The sequence below is a fragment of the Lysinibacillus capsici genome, assembly GCF_020217405.1.
Lineage (GTDB): Bacteria > Bacillota > Bacilli > Bacillales_A > Planococcaceae > Lysinibacillus > Lysinibacillus capsici.
In genome coordinates, this window is the sequence record NZ_CP084108.1 from 3,279,496 (window position 1) to 3,297,488 (window position 17,993).

Annotated in this window: 17 protein-coding genes, 1 other RNA gene and 1 other annotated feature; of the genes, 2 read left to right on the forward strand and 16 right to left on the reverse strand. The window is 37.9% G+C overall.

The features are described from left to right. Positions 1-103: 103 nt before the first annotated feature. Positions 104-523, reverse strand: a complete 420-nt coding sequence (cymR, locus tag LCP48_RS16155; RefSeq protein WP_004226809.1) for a cysteine metabolism transcriptional regulator CymR — start codon at positions 521-523, stop codon at positions 104-106. A 203-nt stretch (positions 524-726) separates the two neighbouring features. Here cymR and LCP48_RS16160 point away from each other — a divergent pair, with 203 nt between their 5' ends. Further along, entirely contained in the window at positions 727-2,013 is a 1,287-nt protein-coding gene (locus LCP48_RS16160) for a replication-associated recombination protein A (RefSeq protein WP_004226806.1), read from the forward strand. A gap of 82 nt (positions 2,014-2,095) precedes the next feature. On the opposite strand, the gene LCP48_RS16165 is transcribed toward LCP48_RS16160, so the two are convergent. From LCP48_RS16165 to hisS, 15 genes are all read right to left on the reverse strand, one after another. Continuing rightward, positions 2,096-2,812: a hypothetical protein gene (locus LCP48_RS16165; protein WP_004226804.1), complete on the reverse strand. Its 717-nt coding sequence runs from the start codon at positions 2,810-2,812 to the stop codon at positions 2,096-2,098. Between the two features lie 278 nt (positions 2,813-3,090). Further along, positions 3,091-3,609, reverse strand: a complete 519-nt coding sequence (locus tag LCP48_RS16170; RefSeq protein WP_004226800.1) for a hypothetical protein — start codon at positions 3,607-3,609, stop codon at positions 3,091-3,093. A gap of 209 nt (positions 3,610-3,818) precedes the next feature. Then, positions 3,819-4,205, reverse strand: coding sequence for a hypothetical protein (locus tag LCP48_RS16175; protein WP_004226797.1), 387 nt, complete (start codon positions 4,203-4,205; stop codon positions 3,819-3,821). A 141-nt stretch (positions 4,206-4,346) separates the two neighbouring features. After that, complete coding sequence (locus LCP48_RS16180) at positions 4,347-5,108, reverse strand: tRNA threonylcarbamoyladenosine dehydratase (protein WP_004226795.1); 762 nt, start codon at positions 5,106-5,108, stop codon at positions 4,347-4,349. 302 nt (positions 5,109-5,410) lie between these two features. Further along, positions 5,411-6,493 (reverse strand): DUF871 domain-containing protein, encoded by a 1,083-nt coding sequence (locus tag LCP48_RS16185; RefSeq protein ID WP_004226790.1) that lies wholly within the window; start codon positions 6,491-6,493, stop codon positions 5,411-5,413. Positions 6,494-6,516: 23 nt separating this feature from the next. Next, complete coding sequence (locus LCP48_RS16190) at positions 6,517-7,842, reverse strand: PTS sugar transporter subunit IIC (protein ID WP_004226788.1); 1,326 nt, start codon at positions 7,840-7,842, stop codon at positions 6,517-6,519. Between the two features lie 47 nt (positions 7,843-7,889). Continuing rightward, the gene (locus tag LCP48_RS16195; protein ID WP_004226783.1) at positions 7,890-8,210 is read right to left on the reverse strand and encodes a PTS lactose/cellobiose transporter subunit IIA; all 321 of its coding nucleotides are present in this window, start codon (positions 8,208-8,210) and stop codon (positions 7,890-7,892) included. A gap of 18 nt (positions 8,211-8,228) precedes the next feature. Next, positions 8,229-8,540: a PTS sugar transporter subunit IIB gene (locus LCP48_RS16200; RefSeq protein ID WP_004226780.1), complete on the reverse strand. Its 312-nt coding sequence runs from the start codon at positions 8,538-8,540 to the stop codon at positions 8,229-8,231. A 226-nt stretch (positions 8,541-8,766) separates the two neighbouring features. After that, a complete protein-coding gene (locus LCP48_RS16205) occupies positions 8,767-9,942 on the reverse strand; it encodes a GNAT family N-acetyltransferase (protein WP_004226776.1) in 1,176 nt (391 codons plus the stop codon). An 87-nt stretch (positions 9,943-10,029) separates the two neighbouring features. Next, entirely contained in the window at positions 10,030-10,308 is a 279-nt protein-coding gene (locus tag LCP48_RS16210) for an HPr family phosphocarrier protein (protein ID WP_004226773.1), read from the reverse strand. 18 nt (positions 10,309-10,326) lie between these two features. Next, positions 10,327-11,046: a sugar isomerase domain-containing protein gene (locus LCP48_RS16215; RefSeq protein WP_004226771.1), complete on the reverse strand. Its 720-nt coding sequence runs from the start codon at positions 11,044-11,046 to the stop codon at positions 10,327-10,329. 4 nt (positions 11,047-11,050) lie between these two features. After that, positions 11,051-11,773 (reverse strand): GntR family transcriptional regulator, encoded by a 723-nt coding sequence (locus LCP48_RS16220; protein WP_004226770.1) that lies wholly within the window; start codon positions 11,771-11,773, stop codon positions 11,051-11,053. A 557-nt stretch (positions 11,774-12,330) separates the two neighbouring features. Then, a non-coding RNA gene (ssrS, locus tag LCP48_RS16225) (6S RNA) lies at positions 12,331-12,530 on the reverse strand. A 139-nt stretch (positions 12,531-12,669) separates the two neighbouring features. Further along, positions 12,670-14,439: an aspartate--tRNA ligase gene (aspS, locus tag LCP48_RS16230; RefSeq protein ID WP_004226768.1), complete on the reverse strand. Its 1,770-nt coding sequence runs from the start codon at positions 14,437-14,439 to the stop codon at positions 12,670-12,672. A gap of 65 nt (positions 14,440-14,504) precedes the next feature. Next, positions 14,505-15,773 carry a histidine--tRNA ligase gene (gene hisS / locus LCP48_RS16235; protein ID WP_004226766.1) on the reverse strand — a complete coding sequence of 423 codons (1,269 nt, stop codon included), beginning with the start codon at positions 15,771-15,773 and terminating at the stop codon, positions 14,505-14,507. A 188-nt stretch (positions 15,774-15,961) separates the two neighbouring features. Beyond that, positions 15,962-16,204 (reverse strand) — a binding site (T-box leader). A 164-nt stretch (positions 16,205-16,368) separates the two neighbouring features. Here hisS and LCP48_RS16240 point away from each other — a divergent pair. Further along, positions 16,369-17,955 carry an N-acetylmuramoyl-L-alanine amidase family protein gene (locus tag LCP48_RS16240; RefSeq protein WP_202341285.1) on the forward strand — a complete coding sequence of 529 codons (1,587 nt, stop codon included), beginning with the start codon at positions 16,369-16,371 and terminating at the stop codon, positions 17,953-17,955. Positions 17,956-17,993 lie beyond the last annotated feature (38 nt).

A 17,993-nucleotide genomic window follows, 5' to 3' on the forward strand; every position in this document is an offset into this window, starting at 1 on the left:
AACCCACATCACTCATCGTAAAATAGTCATTGGGATGTGAATAGTTCACAATCTCCCAAAAAGATGATGTGAATGCAGGAATAGCGCTTTAGCTTAAACTATTTTAAATATAGAACATATAGCCTTCCACTACATTTTCTTCTGTATATTGTGCTAAATCTTCAATTGTTGTTGTATCTAACACATTTTTTACTGCATCCCGAATACGTAGCCATAATTCACGTTGCGGTGCTTCTTCATTTTCAATACCTTCTACTGGTTGAATCGGCCCTTCTAGCACACTAATAACATGGGCTGCTGAAATTTCGCTAGGTGGATTTGCTAGCATATAACCACCATAAGCACCACGTACACTTTTTACTAAGCCTGAATTACGAAGCGGAGATACTAATTGCTCTAAATATGCCTCTGAAAGTTCCTTTTCCGCCGCAATTTTACGCAAAGGAATTGGCCCTTCCCCATAATGCTTTGCTAATTCAATCATAATTGTAAGCCCGTAACGGCCCTTTGTTGAAATTTTCATTTTATCACCCTCAATTAGTCTAGTCAAAATACTACCAACAGTATATCATAATCTCCTCTTGATGAACTCGGAAATACACCTAGAAGGATATGATATACTAATTACAGCGATTCAAAATCGTTCAAAATCCATATGAGTGCTTTATTTTAGCGTAAAAAAATGTATGAAGCAAAAAATGACAACGACAGAAAGGGGAAGTTATTTTGCACAATGAACCACTCGCTTTTCGAATGCGACCTTTAACCCTTGATGAGATTGTTGGTCATCAGGATTTCATTGGTCCCAACACAGCCCTTTATAAAATGATTCAAAATGAACATGTCCCTTCCATGTTGTTATATGGAGAACCTGGAATCGGTAAAACATCCATTGCCAATGCCATTGCAGGAAGCTCCAAGCTCCCTTTCTTCGCACTTAATGCCACACGAGCTGGCAAAAAAGATGTGGAAGATATTGTACAAGAAGCCAGAATTTCAGGGAAAGTAATACTTTTCTTAGACGAAATTCACCGTTTCAATAAATTACAGCAGGATACGCTATTACCACATGTAGAAAATGGATCAATTGTATTAATTGGTGCCACGACAGAAAATCCCTATCATGATGTTAATCCAGCGATTCGTTCACGATGTGGAGAAATTTACCAGCTAAAACGCTTAACGAAGGAAAATTTAATCGAACTAGTTGAAAAAGCACTTGCTGATGAAAGACGGGGACTAGGTAAGTATCATTTTGCCTTAACACCATCACAAATTGAACAAATTGCAGCCGCAGCAAATGGAGATGCACGAAAGGCATTAACTTTGCTAGAATCTATTTACTATGCCAGTGACGAGGTGGATGGACAATCGGTTGCTGCCGACCATGTTATTGAACATCTCATTAGTCGAATTGGTGTGTATGGCGATAAAAAAGGATCACATTTTTATAATTTACTATCAGCCCTGCAAAAGTCTGTGCGTGGTAGTGATACCAATGCTGCTCTGTATTATCTAGCGCATTTATTGGAAACAGGCGATTTAGTGGCTGTCAGCAGACGCCTACTTGTTATGGCCTATGAGGATATTGGTCTAGCTAATCCCGAAGTCGGACCTCATATATTAGCTGCTATTCAAGCAGCCGAACGACTAGGATTACCAGAGGCACGTATCCCACTTGCCAGTGCTGTCATTGAAATGTGCCTTGCCTCAAAATCCAACTCAGCCATTATGGCAATTGATGCTGCCATTAAGGCTATTCATGGAGGTAAAACAGGTGATATCCCTCATCATTTGCGAGATGCTCATTACGAGGGTGCAAAAGATTTAGGACACGTTGGCTATCAATATCCTCATAACACTCCGATCGGTACTTTTGGTGGCTGGGTAGACCAGCAATATTTGCCAGACGAACTTGTAGGAACTGAATTCTACAAACCTGTTATTGCTGGTGAGGAAAAGCGCATGGCTGGCATCTACGACAAACTAAAATCATTTCAAGATAAGAGATAATAAAACAAAAGCAAAGTCACTATCTTAAGTAATTGATAGGACTTTGCTTTTTATATACCAACAGGATAGGCTACTCTAGCAATCATCCTGTAAAGCTCGGGTTATTTGTTGTATATCGTTCTTGGTAAAACAAATTTAATGGTTCTGCCAAATGTCGAAGTAATGACAAAATGGATTCTTTCACATCTCCTTCATTTGCCTTACTATGCAAAAAAACAATCAGATTATACGACTGATACAACAAGCTCGCAAACTCTTGATTGTTTTCTCTTACCTCAAAGCGAATTGCTTTTACAGCAATTGCTTGTGCAATTTTTTGTTCTCTTGTTTCACAGGAAGGCTCCTTACTTAATTCATCATCCGACACTCTGTATAACCGTTTTAATGCGCCATATACTTCTTTATTTCCACTAAATCGATCTTTTAACCATTGCAAGACGAATTGCAAAAGAATGACTGCATAGATAAGAGAAAGACATTCATCGCCTCGTGATTTTTTTGCTAAGCGCTGGAAATATTCTGCTTGTGTGACTAGTTCAAACAGAATTAAACGTATTGGATAAAGCATGGCATGACCGCTATTGATGTACAGCTTTTCTCGATCTCTATACATAGCCAACCAAATATCTTTGACCAATGAAATAGATTTCCTTGTGGAGAGCGCTAATTGACACTGAATAAGCTCCTGTTCAATTGTTGGTTGGATAAGCTGTAGAAATAAAAGTTCATCTTCCTCACTAACTAATAAAAGCGGCTTTTCCAAATTCGCCAAATCTATTTCTATTCCATTTACAATCATTGCTTAGCCCCCTTCCAATAAGTTCTTACAGTGTGAGCACATATATTACCAATTTTCTAACTATAATTCGACAAAAAAACATAAATACCTTTCAAAAAAATATGCCTTTTTACTTTCCCCACAATAAAAAAGAACCCACGCTACTAAAAAAGGCAAGTAAATCACTTTCTTTCCACATCGAACATTGTAGGAAAAACTGATTTAATTCCAATTAGTTACGTAGATTCTTGACGTATAGGCTATTTTCAGAAAATAGATAGTCTATTATTGTCTAAGGTCTATGCCGGAAGTTCTTGATCCACAAATAATTTAAACTGTTGAAGACATTGCTTCACTTCCCCTTTTTGTGACAGCACTTCGTTGCGTATGTTTGTTGCTTTTTCTTCATCCTCTAGCACTTCAGTTAAAAGAGCCATGATATCTTCTAATAATTGCTCATTCTCTTCCTGCTCAATACTCGGTAAGGAATAGGCTGCTATTGTTAATAAATGCTCTACTTTTTCAGGTGTTTCTTGCAAAGCATTCGAAGAATAATAGGTCGATGCAGCTAAAAAGTAGCATAATTTTGCACAACAATCGATAAATAAATGCCAATACGTATTTGCTTTTGGTAATTCCCCTGCCCGCTGATTAACATATTCCTTATAATAGGTAGTGACTTGTATATATAAAGGATTCAATTCTCTCATGGCTTTCGGATAGTTGTTGGATGTATCCAAATAGTCAAATACAATGGCATTCATTTTCTCTTGAAGTTTCACAATATCTAAATGATCACGAATTACTTGAATTTCCATTTTCCCACTCTCCCATATGTCATTTGCTGTTTAGCTTCCTGGCTATTCACTGAGTAGCACCAAGCATCCCAAACAAACAGATCGATTATCTAATGGATGATTCAAATTATATCAATAAACCATCTGAAGTAGTGTGGACATGAAAAAAATAAGACAATTTCGTGAATTAATAGCATTTTATGTACATAAGAGGAACTATTTTGGTAAAATTATACCCTTTGTACATAATCATCAAATAAGCATTGTTCATTTGCTCGATCGATAATTTCAATAATACTTCCATGCACATATTTTTTAATGCGCTTTTGAGGTATATAAAAATAAGCATTGTTCATAATTAACCATTCACTTAATGTTAAATCACTACCTGCTTGTTGATTCGTTAAGATTTTTTTATGTCTCAGAACATCAGCCATTTTATAAAAACCTTCTGACAATTCGTAGGCTGATACATCAAAATTAAAAATGGGGCTGACAACCTGTCCAACATCAAAAATATGTATAGTTTGATTTTCTTCATCTATAGCTAACTCTACTGTGCTAATCTCGTCGAAAAGATTTAAACCTCTATACTCCATTTGATAAATTTTTTCCATTTGTATACGCCTCCTTTTTTATAACGGTATAATTGTAACACAGAAAAAGTAGCTACCTCTAAATACAATTAAGGCAGCTACTTCTACGAAAATGAACATTTGTGCTGTTTTTTGACTATTACCAAAGCATCGTATTTGATATTAACCTTGTACGCGCGTAATTTTTACATCTTTTAGGATGGTATTGACTACCCAGCTTGCTGCAATTAAACCTGCTACAGACGGTACAAAAGCGTTAGATGAAGGTGGCATCTTTGCTTTGCGAATTGCTGCATCAGGCTTACCTACATGTTCGACAACATCTGGACGTACAACAATTGGACTTTCATCTGAAAATACAACCGTAACACCCTTATGAATTCCTTCTTTACGTAGCTTAGTACGAATGATTTTAGCCAATGGGTCTGTATGTGTTTTTGAAATATCTGCAATTTGGAAGCGAGTAGGGTCCATTTTATTTGCTGCACCCATGCTTGAAATAATAGGAATATTACGCTTTAAACATTCCTTCATTATATGAATTTTATACATCACTGTATCACTTGCATCGATCACATAATCAATGCCTTGCGCAAAAAACTCTTCATAGGTTTCTTCCGTATAAAACATGTGCATGTCAATCACTTCACATGCTGGGTTAATATCTGTAATACGCTCTTTCATGACAGCTGATTTTGATTGACCAACTGTTGATAGGTATGCCACAAGTTGTCTGTTGACATTTGTAATATCTACATTGTCCTTATCGACTAGAATAATACGGCCGATTCCGCTTCGCGCACATGCCTCAGCAGCAAATGAACCGACACCACCCACACCAAGAATGGCAACCGTTGTATTTTTTAATTTCTCGAGACCCTCTGTTCCTATTGCGAGCTCGTTACGTGAAAATTGATGTAACATCCTGACACTCTCCATCTATGAATTTTTATTAGTAAACCTAGTTATATACTAAGATAAAATCAAAACCTATCTTACATTTTATCATGTTATTGTTCAAGATAAAAATATAAAGAAAAAGTCAAAATTGTCTACTTAAATCCTTTGAGATAATCATCCATAAAAGATTTCATCCCATTTTGCAATATATAAGGTAAAATGGCACATTAAAAATTAGTTCATGAATCAGGTAAATCTTATATAACATTATGTTCAACCACATAAAGAAAAAGAGATTGATGACTCAATCTCTTTCTCACTCTTTTTTACTTTGTAAAACCAAATGATGCCCATGGTTGAATGCATGTTAATAAAAATAGTTCTTCTTCTACAATGCTAGCTACGACATTACTCGATCCCGTATTCGGAATGTCCTTTTGTACAATCTGTAGCTCTCCCTTATAACGAACATCTAAATTATTATCAATCGTGACATCTCCTCTTTTTAATGGCCGTATATCATGCACAGGAAAATCTCCATTTTTATATTTCACACGGGATTGGGTGCTCCGAATCACGTATTCAGACACATCACCTCGATTAAAATGAGGCTCTTTATAAAGAATCGTCTCCTCTAAAATGCTCGTGTCTCCAGACTGGACAACCCTTAACTCAAGCTTATTACGATTTAATTGTCCTAATGCACGTAGTTCTTCCTCAGAAGCAAACATATTGCCAATAATACAATCGTCAATTAACCCCGTATGCCATAAATCTTTCGCCTGTACAGCGATTGGGAGATGACGGTGTTCCTCTAATGTAGGCAATCCGTGCTCTGTTTGCTCCCAAGGTCCATATTGACCATGTTGTGAGGATATCATCGCTGCCGTTCTCACATTGTGCGCTTTAAAGTGTTGTGACGTTTGTAAAAAATGCTGACGAGATAGCCCCGTAAAGCGTTTTGGATAAAAATTATGACAGCCGATAATGTTCTCCTTATTAGGCTGATAAGAGATAATATTATCTACATACTTCGTACCATTACTAATGTTTAATTCTATTTTTAGATGACTTCCATCAAGTGACATTAACGCTTCTTCTTGACCTGAAAATCCCATGTCTAAACGTATAGCTGCCAAATAATAATGTTCTTTTAAATAGCCAATATCCCTATAGGTTAAGCCTAAATCATCAAAAACATCTGGTGCAATATCAGCGGATATGTCAAAGCCGAGGCGTTGCGCAAATTCGTTGATTTGTTGTAATTTTTGACGCTCCTCATCCTGTTTTAATGACATTAGGCATGTGAATATACGATCAAAGCCATTGTCATAAGCCAGCTGAACATAGCGTTTCATCTCCTCTAGCGTACTATGCTGCGGATATAGCGAGATTCCTAATCTTTTCACTTCAAACCCTCCGTTAATTGACGCTATACTTCCACTTTTTGTCCTCTGGATTCCACTACAGATTCCTCACTCTGTGCCGCTAAAGCAGCTTTTTGCTCATTCTGCCTTGCCATACGGTTCGCCATCGAGATAAATGGCAGATAAATACAAACAGCGATGACAATTAAGACCATACTCAAAACAGCACCACGCCAAGATTGAGTTGCTAAAAAACCATTAATAATTGGCGGTGTTGTCCAAGGCGGTGAAACGGTAGCGGCTGGCACCCAGCCCCACTTCGTTGCAAAGAATGCAATGGTTACGTTGATCATTGGTGTCAAAATGAACGGTACAAATAAAACCGGATTTAATACAATTGGTAACCCAAAAAGTAATGGCTCATTAATATTGAAAATTCCAGGTGCTGCGGATAATTTCCCAACTGTATTATATTGCTTATTCTTTCTCGCAAATATGAAAATCGCAATAATGAGTGCTATTGTCGTGCCAGAGCCTCCCATATTAATAAAAGCATCAAAGAATGGTTTATTGACAATGTAAGGCGCAACTTTACCAGCAGAGATAGCTGCAACATTTTCGTTAATAGCTGGTAAATTAATCGTTTGCATGAATGGCTCGATGATATTTGCTCCATGTACGCCAAGTGTCCATAAAAATGTAGGTATAAATGCCAAAATTAAAGCAGCAATCCATGTATTTGTAAGACCCATAAATGGCTCTTGAATCGCAGAGTAGAAGGACCCGACAATATCTGGTATATCAAAACCTGCTGAAATAATGGTGCGTACTAAAGCAAATATTCCAATCGTAATAATGGCAGGAAGTAACGCAGCAAATGATTTGGAAACAGCTGGTGGTACACCAGTTGGCATTTTAATTAGTAGTTTAGGATTGCCAGACAATCTACAAAACAATTCTGTAGAAAGTAGTGCTACAATCAGAGCAATAAATATACCACCCGTGCCTGTTGTTAAGCCGGTTAATCCGCCTTCCCCGAAAGTCCCAAACGTCATGTAGCTTGATAAACTAATTACTCCAGCAGACAGACCATCTTTTTGATAACTTTTAGCAAGATGATAAGCAATAGTAAAGGCAAGTAGCAGTGAAATGATATTAAATGTAGCACTCCAAATATTACCGCCGAATTGAGTCCATGTCTCATGTTTCCAAATGGCATCGAGTGTGTTTTGATAAAATTTAATAGGCAAATTGTTAAAAAGTACAGCCAAAGATCCCACAATCGTTAAAGGCATAATCGTAATAAATCCGTCACGAATGGCAACTAAATGACGCTGATTCCCAACCCTAGCAGCAACCGGTACAAACTTTTCTTCTAAAAAATGGAACACTCACATACACTCCCTTTGCTTTTTATTGATAACATCAAAATTAGATGTTACTCCCCTTGGATTCGTTCATATAGCTCAATCATTTCCTGTGCTAAATCTCGAAAAGTAATAGCATTCATTAAATGATCCTGGGCATGAATTAATAACATCGAAACCTCTACCTTTTCTCCCCTTGCTTCTTGAGACAGTAACCCCGTTTGAGCATGATGCGCTTCAATTAATGACTCATTCGCTAATTTGATTTTTTCTTTTGCTGCCTCAATTTGCCCCTTTTTTGCTAGCTGAATAGCTTCCATACACTCACTTTTCGTATTTCCACTATGCACAATCAGTCCCATAATGGATGCCATTAATGCTGTATCTTCCATTCCCCATTGCCCCTTCTTTCATCCAATTAGTTGTAGAGCCTGTTTCAGGACATTTTCACCGTTCATCATGCCGTAATCCGCCATATTGATCACATCGATTGGAAAGCCTTTATCCTTATATTTTGTTTCAAATGAACCTTTCAAATAACGAACCTGTGGGCCTAATAAAAGAACATCAGCCTTCTTTGTCGCTAAGATCTTTTCCACCTCTCCTTCAGCAATGGCGTAAATATCGGCGTCAATATTTTGCTCTTGCGCTGCTTTTTGCATCTTCGACACTAATAAACTAGTACTCATACCTGCTACACACACTAACATGATGTTTTTCATTCGATACACTCCTTTTATTTTCTTCGATTGTGTAATCGCTTACTTATTTTGAGAATAGCACCTATTGGTATATACCACAATATAAATTTTACATTAAATTTATTTATATCAAGTTATTTACAAAATTGGGCTATATCAATTTTGTCGTGAAATTAATGATTATAATCAACTGGTATAGTCCAGAAAAAAAGCCAAAAATTTTTAAAATTTTCTTATTATTCAATACCTAGAAATACTCATAAAATGCTGGCTTTTCAGTAGGGATTGCCCATTCCCACTGTTCGATCACCTTTTCTACCGTAGGTTGATTAGCATAGACAACTGTTTCTTTGACAGAAAGATAACCTACCATCATCGCAGAAAAAAGATTAATTGGTAGTGTTAACATATGCTTATCAGAAACTGAACTTGTCTCAATTATTGCGACCTGACCATTTTTATTTATTTGATAAACATGCTCATTCCAGAGACAAAATGGATCTTCAATACGAATCGTTAATGTTTCTTGAATATCCTTCCACGGATACTGCTGCATAAATGCATAAACATCTACTACTCTAATCATCACATCCTGTATGACTTCCCTTTTGAATTGTGGCTCCTTGAAATAAAAGCCAAAAGGATCATGATTACTAGTAACTCCCGTTATGCTGCTGACACTCGCTGCATGAGATGTCATATAACGCCACATAGCTTGTTCAGCTAAGAGATTTGCTACAATAAAGTCTTGGATAGTAAATGTCCCATCTCGAATCGTATAACGAATATAGCCTTCTAAGTTATTGCCTTGAAAATAGACAGCAAAGTGACTATCTGGGCTCCTTCTTTCAAGTCTTTTCCACCACGCATCATCCCTTACCATGCCACCATGTTGAACGATTGCCTGTGCATTATGAAAATCCTTAATCATCTGAAAGAGCGCAGGATCTAACCACTCAAAGCTCATCCTTTTTATGACGTCTACTTGTTTCCCTAAAGAGGGAAACATAGTTTGAGGAATTGTATAATGAAGCTTCTCAAAAAATAATTCCCAACCAAAATAACGATAGAAGGACACAGAAAATGGTGCTAATACTGAAATCGTTTGTCCATTGTCTCGCATTTTTTGCAGCGCTTCTGTCATAAGCCTTTTGATAATACCCTGTTGTCGATACTCAGGATACGTTGCAACAAAGCCGATGCCTCCCATTTTAAATGAAACTCCATACACTGTAATATTTAGCGGTAATATTAATAGCTGCCCAACAATTTTTTTGTCATCATAAGCACCTAAGGTCGTGCTTTGCTCAATCCAATAATGAAAATCCTCTCGACGAGCCCCTGAGTACTTATTTGGAAAGCAATAGTCTCTCAATCGATGAATCTGCCCATAATCATTAGGCGAGACGATGCGAATGTCCATTTAACCACCTCTAAAATTCTTAATATTCAGATAATTAATAATAAGATTCTTTTACAGTGGCGTGATCACAACCACTGCACGAATCTTTTATTCCTCTTGCCATACTTCTCCTATTGCTTTAGACAACATGACTTCATTAATAGTTTGAAATAATGTTGCTACATCTGGCCCATCTGCTGAAATTTCCACTATACTTCCTGGTTTTACACCTAGTGACATTACGCCCATAATAGACTTTAAATTAACGGATCTTTCTTCGTATATTAATTTAATATCACTTTGGAATGGTGTCACTGCAGTTACGAGTAATGCAGCCGGTCTGGCATGAATACCTTCAGTAGATGTAATTTTATACATTTTCTTCATTTACATACCTCCACTCTTTCACGTAAAATTAATCCGATGTTGATAGTTGGCAATCATTTTCTCATTATGTGACCAATCCGAATCAACATTATTGCTGACAAAAATCGGTAACTCTATTGAGGACTTTGCTAGTGTTTCTATGATTTCACTGAACAAAGCATTTAATAGTAATGAACCAATAACAGTAGATGCTGGCGCATACTGTATGTCATGTATAGTTAGTACACCATCACCAATCGGTATATGGGTATTAATTACAAAATCTACCACATCTTCTAGCCGCAGCCCACTGTGATGACGTGTAGTCTGTTCCTTATAGTGGAGCGATTGGAGGGATAGCACAAATATCCCTGAATCCTTTGCTAATAAAGCGGCGTCAATAGGTGCTGCATTTCTCCCTGAGGTTGAAATGACGATGCAAACATCATTTTCACGAAAGTCAAACTGTTCCTTATGCTGTTCAATAATAGTTGAGTCTTTCTCATTGATTGAAGAAGCTAATGCTCCAGCATGTAAAGCTAATGGTTCAATAAATATAGGACGGACGGGTACTAAACCACCTGCTCGATAAAATGCCTCCTGTGCCAATAGCTGTGAATGACCACAACCAAATAATTGAATTATCCCACCTTTTTGGAGACGTTGGACAATGATTTGAGCCACATCACTTATATGTGATGCCTCCTGTTCCTTCACAACCTGGATAAGCTTTTCGATTTCAGAAAAATATGCATGCATAAAATCACCTTTTAATTTCACTTATGAATTTATAACGATCAGCTCGATACGTACTGCGTACAAGCTCAAAGGGCTTACCATCTGATAAATAACTTGTACGTTTGATAATTAAAACTGGTGCTGTTTGATTAATTTGTAGAAACTTACTATCCTCTTTCGATACGATGGCTGCCTCCATCTGTTGTACCGCATTCCCAATTTTTTGATGGAACTTTGCTTCGATTAAGGCATAAAGCGAGCCCATTATTTGCTTCTCATCCAACTCCGGATAGATTTTAACTGGGATATATGTTCTTTCGATTGCCATTGGTTGCGCATCTGCATTTCTTATACGCACTACAAAAAACACTTCTTCGCCAGACTCTATCATTAAATCTCTTGCGATATCCACAGGTGGTATGATTTTCTCAAATCGTAATACCTTACTGCTTGGTTCCATTCCTCTTGCTCGCATATCTTCCGTGAAACTCGTTAAGCCTTTTAACGGTTGCTCTAATTTTGGATTTGCAACATACGTTCCTCTCCCTTTTTCTCGATATAATAGACCACTATTTACTAGATTGGTAATGGATTGACGAACAGTCATTCTACTTACATCAAATTGTGCAGAAAGCTCTCGTTCTGATGGGATGGTCTCACCAATTCTGTATTCTTCTAAATAAATTCGTTGTTTAATAATCTCTTCTATTTGTATATAAATAGGTATATGAGAATTTTTCTCTAACAATTCTTGCACCTTCCTTATCGCCTTTATGATTTCTCCATACAACTTGACCTCGTCAGATCACGTTTTTTGTATTTCGCATGATTAAACAAAGCTAAATGATATCCACTGACAACAGTGTGAAAACGACATATTGACACAGTCGCTTGAAGTGGTGACTTTCTCACTATCATTGTAGCATCTGCGCTCAATCGTTGTACCATTATATTCTCAACTTACTAATCACTGTCTCGTAATTTGATGCAATTTGCCTTCTTTTCAATAGGCTTCTCCCTCACTGTGTTTAGTATTAGCCACAATTAAAACGCTTTCAAAAATCCTTTTCATAAAGTGTTTATCCTCGTATTATCTGCCTAAAGGATTAATGCGGATATAGCTTTTCAAAAAGGTATAGTTGTCTATACCAATTATATGCTGCTTCATCAGAAATAAAAAGTAATCTTTCCTATTTTCTAAACATTCGCTCAAAACACTCTACTAGTTCTTTGCTACCATGTACCTGTTTAATTTGATGTAAAAAAAGGAGCTATCGATAAGCTCCTCTCAATCCTATGTATAGGACGAATCCCAATTGTGCCGTAATGCCAAGAAACATTCGTTTTGAACCCGCAATTTGCAGGTGGGTGCCCGCTTTGCAACTTTAAACGTCCCGCTTTGTTAGGGGCATGTTTGCGACTACAAAATGAAGGCTCCCGATTCTATAATGTTCGGTCAAAACTGTGAAGTAGAGTTAGCAGTTAGACAAACACATCAGGATTCGTATTACAGTTATCATAACACCACTTTTCTGATAATTCAAACGATTTTCTCTAATAATCTATAATTTCTTAAGAAAACGCAAAAAATACCTAGATTCCCAACAGTATTTGCTAGGTAATCCAGGTATTTTGAATTATACATTATTTTCTAAATGGTTTGATAGCCAGGCTTAGTTCACTTAGTTGCTCAGGAGATACTTCGCTTGGTGCTTCTGTCATCAAGCAGCTTGCGCTAGCTGTTTTAGGGAATGCGATTGTATCGCGTAAATTAGTACGGCCTGCTAATAGCATAACGAAGCGATCAAGACCAAAGGCAAGACCTGCATGTGGTGGTACCCCGTATTCAAACGCTTCTAATAGGAAGCCAAATTGTGCTTGTGCTTCTTCTTCTGAGAAGCCAAGTAATTCAAACATTTTTTCTTGTAGGTCACGTTCGTAAATACGTAATGAACCACCACCAAGTTCATAGCCGTTTAAAACGATATCATATGCTTGTGCACGTACTGCTGCAGGGTCTGTGTCCATTAACGCTATATCTTCATCAAACGGGCGTGTGAATGGATGGTGTGCTGCATAGTAGCGTCCATCTTCCTCCGAGTATTCGAATAATGGCCAATCAGTAATCCAAAGGAAAGCAAATTGTGATTCATCAATCAGATTTAAATCTTGTCCTAATTTTGTACGAAGAGCACCTAATGAAGCTGCTACAACAGCGGCTTTATCTGCTACAAATACTAGAATATCGCCAACTTCTGCTCCCATACGCTCGATTAAGGCTGCTGCTAATGCCTCGTCAAAGAATTTCGCAATTGGTCCGTTTAAGCCTTCTTCTGTTACCTTTAACCAGGCAAGACCTTTTGCTCCGTATATCCCAACGAATTTTGTTAACTCATCCATGTCTTTACGAGAATATTTGTCAGCTGCACCTTTAATATTGATACTTTTCACTTGTTTTCCTTGTGCAACCGTATCAGCAAATACTTTGAAATTACAGCCTTCAAAAATATCATTTAACGCCACAAGCTCTAAGCCAAAACGTACATCTGGCTTATCTGAACCATAACGATCCATTGCTTCTTGGTATTTCATGCGCTGGAATGGTGCAGGAATGTCAATTCCTTTTACTTCTTTCATAACCGCTTGAATTAAGCGCTCGTTCATTTCTAATACTTCTTCTTGTGTTAAGAAGCTCGTTTCAATGTCCACCTGTGTAAACTCTGGTTGACGGTCAGCACGTAAATCTTCGTCACGGAAGCAACGCGCAATTTGGAAGTACTTTTCAAAACCAGCAACCATTAATAATTGCTTAAATAATTGAGGTGATTGTGGTAAGGCATAAAATTCACCTTCATGTACACGTGAAGGAACTAAATAGTCTCGAGCACCCTCTGGCGTTGATTTTGTTAAAATTGGTGTTTCAACTTCTAAGAATCCTTCATTTTGTAGGAAGTTACGAATTGTACGTGTCACATCAGAACGCATTTTGAAAGTATCGAACATTACAGGACGACGTAAGTCTAGATAACGATATTTTAAACGTAAATCTTCTGATACATCTGTACGATCTTCGATTTGGAATGGCGTTGTTTTTGCCGTATTAATTACGACTAATTTTGTTGCTTCCACTTCAATTTTACCGTTTGGTACATTCGGGTTGATTTGATCCTCTGTACGAAGGATGACTGTGCCTTCCACTTCGATCACATATTCACTACGCACTTTATCCGCTAATGCGTGTGCTTCTGCAACATCTGGACTAAACACAACTTGCGTAATACCTGTACGGTCACGCAAATCAATAAAAATTAAACCACCAAGGTCACGACGACGCTGTACCCAACCTTTTAATACGACTTTTTCGCCTTGTAACGCTTCTGACAGCTCGTTACTAGCATGTGTTCTTGTAGCCATTGTTAAATTCCTCCAAAATATCTTCAATTTATGTAGCATTTCCTAGAAATGCTCTCTGTCTATTTTTAAGCTTTGTGTGTTAAATAGTTCACTAGCTCTGAGAACGCCACTTTGTGCTGCTCCCCAGATTCCATATGTTTTACAGCCGCTGCTTGCTCTTCAAGTTCTGTTTCACCAAGAACAAGTGTATATTTTGCACCTAGTCGATCAGCTGATTTCATTTGAGCTTTCATTTTACGGTCTAAATAATCCATCTCTGTCGCAAGTCCCTTCGCTCGGAAAGTGCTTGTCAGCTCAACAGCCTTTTGCTTCGCTTCATCGCCCATTGCAATAATGTAAACATCTAGCCCTGAAGCTGTGTCTAATTCCACACCCTCCGCTTCAAGTGCCAGCAACAAACGCTCAATACTTAATGCAAAACCTATACCTGGTACATCTGGACCGCCAATTTCTTGCACTAATCCATTGTAGCGTCCACCACCACATAATGTTGTAATAGCACCAAAGCCTGATGCTGTGGACATAATTTCAAAAGTTGTGTGATTATAATAATCCAGTCCTCGTACAAGATTTGGATCGACCTCATATGAAATACCCAATGTGTCTAAGTACGATTTCACTTGAGTGAAATAACCAGCTGACTCTTCTGTTAAGAAATCAGTTAACGCTGGAGCCGTTTGCATTAATGGATGCTCACGATCTACCTTACAATCTAAAATTCGCAATGGATTCTTTTGTAAACGATTTTGACAGTCTGAGCAAAATTCATGAATATGTGGCTCAAAATGCTGTAATAAAGCAGTACGATGTGTATCACGTGTTTCTTTATCACCAAGAGAATTAATCACTAATTTTAAATCCTTTAAACCCGCTGATTCGTAGACGTCCATAGCAAGAGCAATGACTTCTGCATCAATCGCAGGATCTGCTGAACCGATTGCTTCTACCCCAAACTGTACAAATTGACGATAACGACCAGCCTGTTGGCGCTCATAGCGGAACATTGGTCCTAAATAAGAAAGCTTAACTGGCTGATCAGGAGCACCAAACATTTTATGCTCCACATAGGCACGTACGACACCAGCCGTATTTTCTGGACGTAGTGTTAAGGAACGCCCTCCACGATCTTCAAATGTATACATTTCTTTTTGTACAACATCAGTTGTTTCCCCAACACCACGTGCAAATAGATCCGTTTGCTCGAAAATTGGTGTGCGAATTTCGTTATAGCGATAAACACGACAAATATCACGAATAATCGCTTCAACTTTTTGCCATTTTTCAGATTGACCTGGCAAAATATCTTGTGTCCCTCGTGGCACTTTAAAACTCATGTAATTCCCTCCTATATTGATTGCTTATGATAGAGCAGCTGTAGTCCCACTTTGAGCGAATGAGCCTTTGACGAGCGCTTTTCATACTAATTGGAGCGCCTTCCCCTCTTTTATGAGCAAAAACAACAATCCCTCTAAAAAACTCATTACTGTTTTGAACAACAAAAAAGCCCTCGTCCCTTGCAATAGCAAGGGACGAGAGCTGTATAAGCTTCCGCGGTTCCACCCTAGTTGACACAAATAATTACATGTGTCCTCCTCTTAATCGGATAACGGCCGATTCCGTTTTTTCCTACTAGGCACTGCTTTTCAGAAAAAAGCCTCTCAAGTGTTATTCACGTAATACATTTTTGTAGGAAAGATTGCAGCCTAAGTCTTTCCCTCTCTTTTCCAATAGTGGTATACGCTACTTGCTTGGTCATAAGCGATTAATCATTTTTCGATTACCCTTTATGTTAGTCACTAGCCAAAGCAATGTCAACTATTTTTGTATTTTTCATCAGTCTATGTTGAAAATAACTAATTCTGTTACCATTTTACCACGAATTTTATGATAAAAGCATGGTAAAATAGCACAAGGAATAGGAGGAATCTGATGAGGACAAAAATTTTACATAGTATAATCATCTTCGTACTAATGGTAACGATGGCGATTCCAAATAAGAACTTTGTTCAAAGAGCTTCCGCTGACACCAGTGATCTAAAAGTCGCTGGAACGATTCTTCATTTGCGAGAGGGTCCTGGATTGTCTTATCCCATTATTACGACTTTAGAAGAAGGTGACCCTTTAACCTCAATCGGTCGAGAAGGTGATTGGTACCAAGTCAAAGCAGGTAATTATGAGGGATGGGTTGCCTCTTGGCTGACAGCACCTACTAATGCTAAACAAGCGATCGACAAAACCGTCATTTCACAAGTTGACCGTTTAAATATTCGAACAGAACCAGATATCTCTTCAGCTGTTCTTGGTCAACTTTCTACTGGTAACCAAGCAAATCTCGTTGAAGAAAATGGAGAATGGGCAAAAATCGATTGGAATGGACTAACAGGATGGGTGTCGAAGGATTATGTCACGATCAACGATAACCCTAAAAAAGAAACGGAACCCAAAGAAAATGCTGTAGAAGTAACTACTACAACCACGGCACCCGCTAACAAAGATACAACCTTCACCATTTTAGTGGACACCCTTAATGTTCGTAAGAAGCCAGATTTGAACGCTAAAAAAATCGGCACAGTAACAAAAGGACAAGCCTTTAAAGTACTCGCACATGAGCATAATTGGGTACAAATTCAGTACAATGATAAAAAAGTAGGTTGGGTCTATAGTTTTTACGGTACATTCTCTAATAAAGTAAAAAGTACCTCAAAAACATCAACTTCCAAAGAGTTAGAGTCTGTTACGATTATCTATAATGGGACAAACCTACGAACGGATGCCTCAACAGCAGCAGAAGTGGTTGAACGTGTAGATGCTGGTGTAAATTACCCGATTGTAGGCGTTAAAAATGATTTTTATGAAATACAACTAGACGACGAAAAAACAGCTTTTGTCGCGAACTGGGTGGTCACAACAAGTTCCAATAAAGCGATAAGTCCACAGAAAGAAAAGGAAGAGCCTCGTAAAAAAGGTACTTTAACTGGATTAACGATAGTTGTTGATGCTGGTCACGGAGGAAATGACCATGGCACAACTGGTCAACGAGGTACAGAGGAAAAGGGCATTACTTTAAAAACGGCCACTCTGCTTGCTTCTAAACTAAGTGCTGCTGGCGCAAACGTTGTCATGACGAGAGAATCGGATGAATATGTGGCATTACGTAAGCGTGTATCGATTGCCCATCAATATGAGGCAGACGCCTTTATTAGCCTTCATTATGATGCCACAGATGATAGCTCCATTAACGGCTACACATCCTACTATATGAATAGCAATCAAAAAGGGCTTGCTGAAGCAATTCATGATGGTCTTTCCAATAAACTAGATTTAAGAGACCGTGGTACACAACAAGGGAATTATTTGGTATTACGAGAGAATCGTCAAAAGGCCGTCCTTATTGAGTTAGGCTTTTTAAGTAATTCAAGTGAGGAGCGCGTCATTACAACAGCTAAATTCCGTGAACAAGCAACTCTTGGTATTTATCAGGGAATTCTCAACTACTTTAATGAACAAGATGACTAAGCAAAAAAGCTGTGGATGATAACATCCACAGCTTTTTT